This window comes from Streptococcus sp. CL8.13, assembly GCF_049737895.1.
The window spans coordinates 1-4,823 of the sequence record NZ_JBKOTT010000072.1; the positions used below are offsets into that span (position 1 = coordinate 1).

Below are 4,823 nucleotides of genomic sequence, written 5' to 3' on the forward strand. Positions count from 1 at the left end.
AGTAATTTATCTATTCTGGTTTTTAAAATGGTTTAAGAGACAGAAATCGTAAACTAAAAAATAGAAATAAAGGAGAAAAAAGATGACAAATTTTGACAAAATGGAACAGAACTTTGTAGCTCTTACAGAAGAAGAGTTAATGGATGTGGATGGGGGAGCAATTCCTCTTGTAGCTTGGCTAATCGCTAATCCTGTGACGGCAGCCAAAATTGCTGGTGGAGTTGCTGCAGTGGGAATTGCAGGTTATCATTATGTGACAGGTAAGTGGTAAAAATTAAAGGAGAAATTGCTATGGAAAAATCTATTTTAAAATTTGAAAAAATGACTAATACAGACTTGCAGGAAATTCAAGGGGGAGCAATTCCTCTTCTTATTCCTATTGCCGCTGGTTTTGTTAAAGGATTTGTGTATACTGGTGGAGCTATTCTGACAACTCGGGCACTCTTGTCAGGTAATTAGGTGTCTTATAGTAACGAATCAAAAAAGGAGTAACTATGAATCGTAATTTAGAACGGTGTTATCTATTCTGACTATGAATAGATCATACCAGAGGTGGCTTAGAAATATCAGGGGCATTAGAAATTGTAGTAATAAATAGGATGTCGTAAATGTTACTATCAATGATTTATTTGTTCCAAGATTGCCTAGGATGACAGTAAAACATCAATTTCCTTTCATACCATATTTTTAGTAGGTAGGACGTTTGTTCTGCCTATTTTTTTATCCAAAAAGTGCAGTTGGGAGGGAGATAGGCGCATTTGGGGAGGAAGTCCAGTTTTTGTTTGGTGTTTGGGGTAAGATAGTTATTATCAGATGAGTTTAGGAAAAAGGAGATGAATATGAAATTTGGGAAACGTCACTATCGTCCGCAAGTGGATCAGATGGACTGCGGTGTAGCTTCATTAGCCATGGTTTTTGGCTACTATGGTAGCTACTATTCTTTAGCTCACTTGCGAGAATTGGCTAAGACGACCATGGATGGGACGACGGCTTTGGGCTTGGTCAAGGTGGCAGAGGAGATTGGTTTTGAGACGCGGGCCATTAAGGCGGATATGACGCTCTTTGACTTGCCAGATTTGACTTTTCCTTTTGTTGCTCATGTGCTTAAGGAAGGGAAATTGCTCCACTACTATGTGGTGACTGGGCAGGATAAGGATAGCATTCATATTGCTGATCCAGATCCTGGGGTGAAGTTGACTAAACTGCCACGTGAGCGTTTTGCGGAAGAATGGACAGGAGTGACTCTTTTTATGGCACCGAGTCCAGACTATAAGCCTCATAAGGATCAAAAGAATGGTCTGCTCTCTTTTATCCCTATATTAGTGAAGCAGCGTGGCTTGATTGCTAATATCGTTTTGGCGACCCTCTTGGTGACCTTGATTAACATTGTGGGTTCTTATTATCTGCAGTCTATCATTGATACCTATGTGCCAGATCAGATGCGTTCGACGCTGGGGATTATTTCTATTGGTTTGGTCATTGTTTATATTCTCCAGCAGATCTTGTCTTATGCTCAGGAGTATCTCTTACTTGTTTTGGGGCAACGCTTGTCTATTGATGTGATTTTGTCCTATATCAAGCATGTTTTTCACCTGCCTATGTCCTTTTTTGCGACACGCAGGACAGGGGAAATCGTGTCTCGTTTCACGGATGCTAATAGTATCATCGATGCGCTGGCTTCGACCATTCTTTCGATTTTCCTAGATGTGTCAACGGTTGTCATTATTTCCCTTGTTTTATTTTCGCAAAATACCAATCTCTTTTTCATGACTTTATTGGCGCTCCCTATCTACACAGTGATTATCTTTGCCTTTATGAAGCCGTTTGAAAAGATGAATCGGGATACCATGGAAGCCAATGCGGTTCTGTCTTCTTCTATCATTGAGGACATCAATGGTATTGAAACTATCAAGTCCTTGACCAGTGAGAGTCAGCGTTACCAAAAAATTGACAAGGAATTTGTGGATTATCTGAAAAAATCCTTTACCTATAGTCGAGCAGAGAGTCAGCAAAAGGCTCTGAAAAAGGTTGCCCATCTCTTGCTCAATGTCGGCATTCTCTGGATGGGGGCTGTTTTGGTCATGGATGGCAAGATGAGTTTGGGGCAGTTGATTACCTATAATACCTTGCTGGTTTATTTTACCAATCCTTTGGAAAATATCATCAATCTGCAAACCAAGCTTCAGACAGCGCAGGTTGCCAATAACCGTCTGAATGAGATTTATCTGGTAGCTTCTGAGTTTGAGGAGAAGAAAACAGTTGAGGATTTGAGCTTGATGAAGGGAGAGCTGACTTTCAAGCAGGTTTCCTATAAGTATGGCTATGGTCGAGACGTCTTGTCGGATATCAATTTGACCATTTCCCAAGGCTCTAAGGTGGCTTTTGTGGGGATTTCGGGGTCAGGTAAGACGACTTTGGCTAAGATGATGGTTAATTTTTACTACCCAAGTCAAGGGGAGATTAGTCTGGGTGGTGTCAATCTCAATCAGATTGATAAAAAGGCCTTGCGCCAGTACATCAACTATCTGCCTCAACAGCCTTATGTCTTTAACGGAACGATTTTGGAGAATCTTCTTTTGGGAGCCAAGGAGGGGACGACTCAGGAGGACATCTTGCGGGCGGTCGAGTTGGCAGAGATTCGGGAGGATATTGAGCGGATGCCACTGAATTACCAGACAGAATTGACTTCGGATGGGGCAGGAATTTCAGGTGGTCAACGTCAGAGAATCGCTCTGGCGCGTGCTCTCTTGACAGATGCGCCAGTCTTGATTTTGGATGAGGCGACCAGTAGTTTGGATATTTTGACAGAGAAGCGAATTGTCGATAATCTCATGGCTTTGGACAAGACTTTGATTTTCATCGCCCACCGCTTGACCATTGCTGAGCGGACAGAGAAGGTTGTTGTCTTGGACCAGGGCAAGATTGTTGAAGAAGGAAATCATGCTGATTTGCTTGCACAGGGTGGCTTTTACGCCCATTTGGTGAATAGCTAGAAAGAGGAGAGGATGAAACCAGAATTTTTAGAAAGTGCGGAGTTTTATAATCGTCGTTACCATAATTTTTCCAGTCGGGTGATTGTGCCCATGTTCCTTCTGCTCGTGTTTTTGCTTGGCTTTGCAACTTTGGCAGAGAAGGAGATGAGTTTGTCTACTAGAGCTACTGTAGAGCCTAGTCGTATCCTTGCAAATATCCAGTCAACTAGTAACAATCGCATTCTTGTCAATCATCTGGAAGAAAATAAGCTGGTTAAAAAGGGGGATCTTTTGGTTCAATACCAGGAAGGGGCAGAGGGTGTCCAAGCGGAGGCCTATGCTAGTCAGTTGGACATGCTCAAGGATCAGAAAAAGCAATTGGAGTATTTGCAAAAGAGCCTGCAAGAAGGGGAGAACCACTTTCCAGAGGAGGATAAGTTTGGCTACCAAGCCACCTTTCGCGACTACATCAGTCAAGCAGGCAGTCTTAGGGCTAGTACATCGCAACAAAATGAGACCATTGCATCCCAGAATGCAGCAGCTAGCCAAACCCAAGCCGAAATCGGCAACCTCATCAGCCAAACAGAGGCTAAAATTCGCGATTACCAGACAGCTAAGTCAGCTATTGAAACAGGTGCTTCCTTGGCCAGTCAGAATCTAGCCTACTCTCTCTACCAGTCCTATAAGTCTCAGGGCGAGGAAAATCCGCAATCTAAGGCTCAGGCTGTTGCTCAGGTAGAAGCACAGCTCTCTCAGTTAGAATCCAGTCTTGCTACTTACCGTGTTCAGTATGCAGGTTCAGGTACCCAGCAAGCCTATGCGTCTGGTTTAAGTAGTCAATTAGAGTCCCTTAAATCCCAACATTTGGCTAAGGTTGGTCAGGAATTGACCCTTCTAGACCAGAAAATTTTGGAGGCAGAATCGGGTAAGAAGGTTCAGGGAAATCTTTTAGACAAGGGGAAAATTACGGCTAGTGAGGATGGGGTGCTTCACCTTAATCCTGAGACCAGTGATTCTACCATGGTAGCAGAAGGCGCCTTACTAGCCCAACTCTATCCGTCCTTGGAAAAAGAAGGGCAAGCCAAACTAACAGCTTATCTTAGTTCAAAAGATGTAGCAAGGATCAAGGTCGGTGATTCTGTTCGCTATACTACGACTCATGATGCCAAGAATCAAATTTTCCTAGATTCTACTATTACAAGTATTGATGCGACAGCTACTAAGACTGAAAAAGGGAATTTCTTTAAAATCGAGGCGGAGACTAATCTAACTTCGGAGCAGGCTGAAAAACTTCGGTACGGGGTGGAAGGTCGCCTGCAGATGATTACGGGCAAGAAAAGTTACCTGCGTTATTATTTGGATCAATTTTTGAACAAAGAGTAATGTTCGTGTTTTTCAGAGGATAAATGATTTTAAAACTGTAAGAAGAGTCTATCTTGCAGTTTTTCTTTACGCTTGAAATAGGAAAACGTCATTTATTCGTAAAAACCTTGAATTTTTCATGCTTTTGTGGTAGAATGTGCTCAAGTAAAACGAAAGGCGAACTTTAAAATGTCAAAACAACTGATCTATTCGGGAAAAGCCAAGGATATCTATACAACTGAGGATGAAAATCTCATTATTTCAACTTACAAGGACCAGGCGACTGCTTTCAATGGTGTCAAGAAGGAGCAGATTGCAGGTAAGGGAGTCTTGAATAATCAGATCTCATCTTTTATTTTTGAGAAATTAAATGCGGCTGGTGTGGTGACTCACTTTGTGGAGAAACTTTCAGATACGGAACAACTCAATAAAAAGGTTAAGATTATTCCTTTGGAAGTCGTGCTTCGCAACTACACGGCTGGTTCCTTT

At 42.3% G+C, this 4,823-nt stretch carries 5 protein-coding genes; all 5 read left to right on the forward strand.

Annotated elements, in window-relative coordinates; genetic code table 11:
- The first annotated feature begins 82 nt into the window (after nt 1-82).
- Nucleotides 83-271 (forward strand): class IIb bacteriocin, lactobin A/cerein 7B family, encoded by a 189-nt coding sequence (locus ACLNCN_RS03370; RefSeq protein WP_424844617.1) that lies wholly within the window; start codon nt 83-85, stop codon nt 269-271.
- Between the two features lie 20 nt (nt 272-291).
- Nucleotides 292-459, forward strand: a complete 168-nt coding sequence (locus tag ACLNCN_RS03375; protein WP_424844618.1) for a class IIb bacteriocin, lactobin A/cerein 7B family — start codon at nt 292-294, stop codon at nt 457-459.
- Between the two features lie 380 nt (nt 460-839).
- Nucleotides 840-2,993 carry a peptide cleavage/export ABC transporter ComA gene (gene comA, locus ACLNCN_RS03380; RefSeq protein WP_424844619.1) on the forward strand — a complete coding sequence of 718 codons (2,154 nt, stop codon included), beginning with the start codon at nt 840-842 and terminating at the stop codon, nt 2,991-2,993.
- Between the two features lie 12 nt (nt 2,994-3,005).
- The gene (comB, locus tag ACLNCN_RS03385; RefSeq protein ID WP_049551500.1) at nt 3,006-4,355 is read left to right on the forward strand and encodes a competence pheromone export protein ComB; all 1,350 of its coding nucleotides are present in this window, start codon (nt 3,006-3,008) and stop codon (nt 4,353-4,355) included.
- 168 nt (nt 4,356-4,523) lie between these two features.
- Nucleotides 4,524-4,823, forward strand: a 300-nt coding sequence (locus ACLNCN_RS03390) for a phosphoribosylaminoimidazolesuccinocarboxamide synthase (RefSeq protein WP_424844620.1), incomplete at its 3' end; no start/stop codon positions are given.

Coding starts and splice junctions, on each gene's coding strand:
- ACLNCN_RS03370 (WP_424844617.1), top strand. CDS start 83: ATGACAAATTTTGACAAAATGGAACAGAACTTTGTAGCTCTTACAGAA.
- ACLNCN_RS03375 (WP_424844618.1), top strand. CDS start 292: ATGGAAAAATCTATTTTAAAATTTGAAAAAATGACTAATACAGACTTG.
- comA (WP_424844619.1), top strand. CDS start 840: ATGAAATTTGGGAAACGTCACTATCGTCCGCAAGTGGATCAGATGGAC.
- comB (WP_049551500.1), top strand. CDS start 3,006: ATGAAACCAGAATTTTTAGAAAGTGCGGAGTTTTATAATCGTCGTTAC.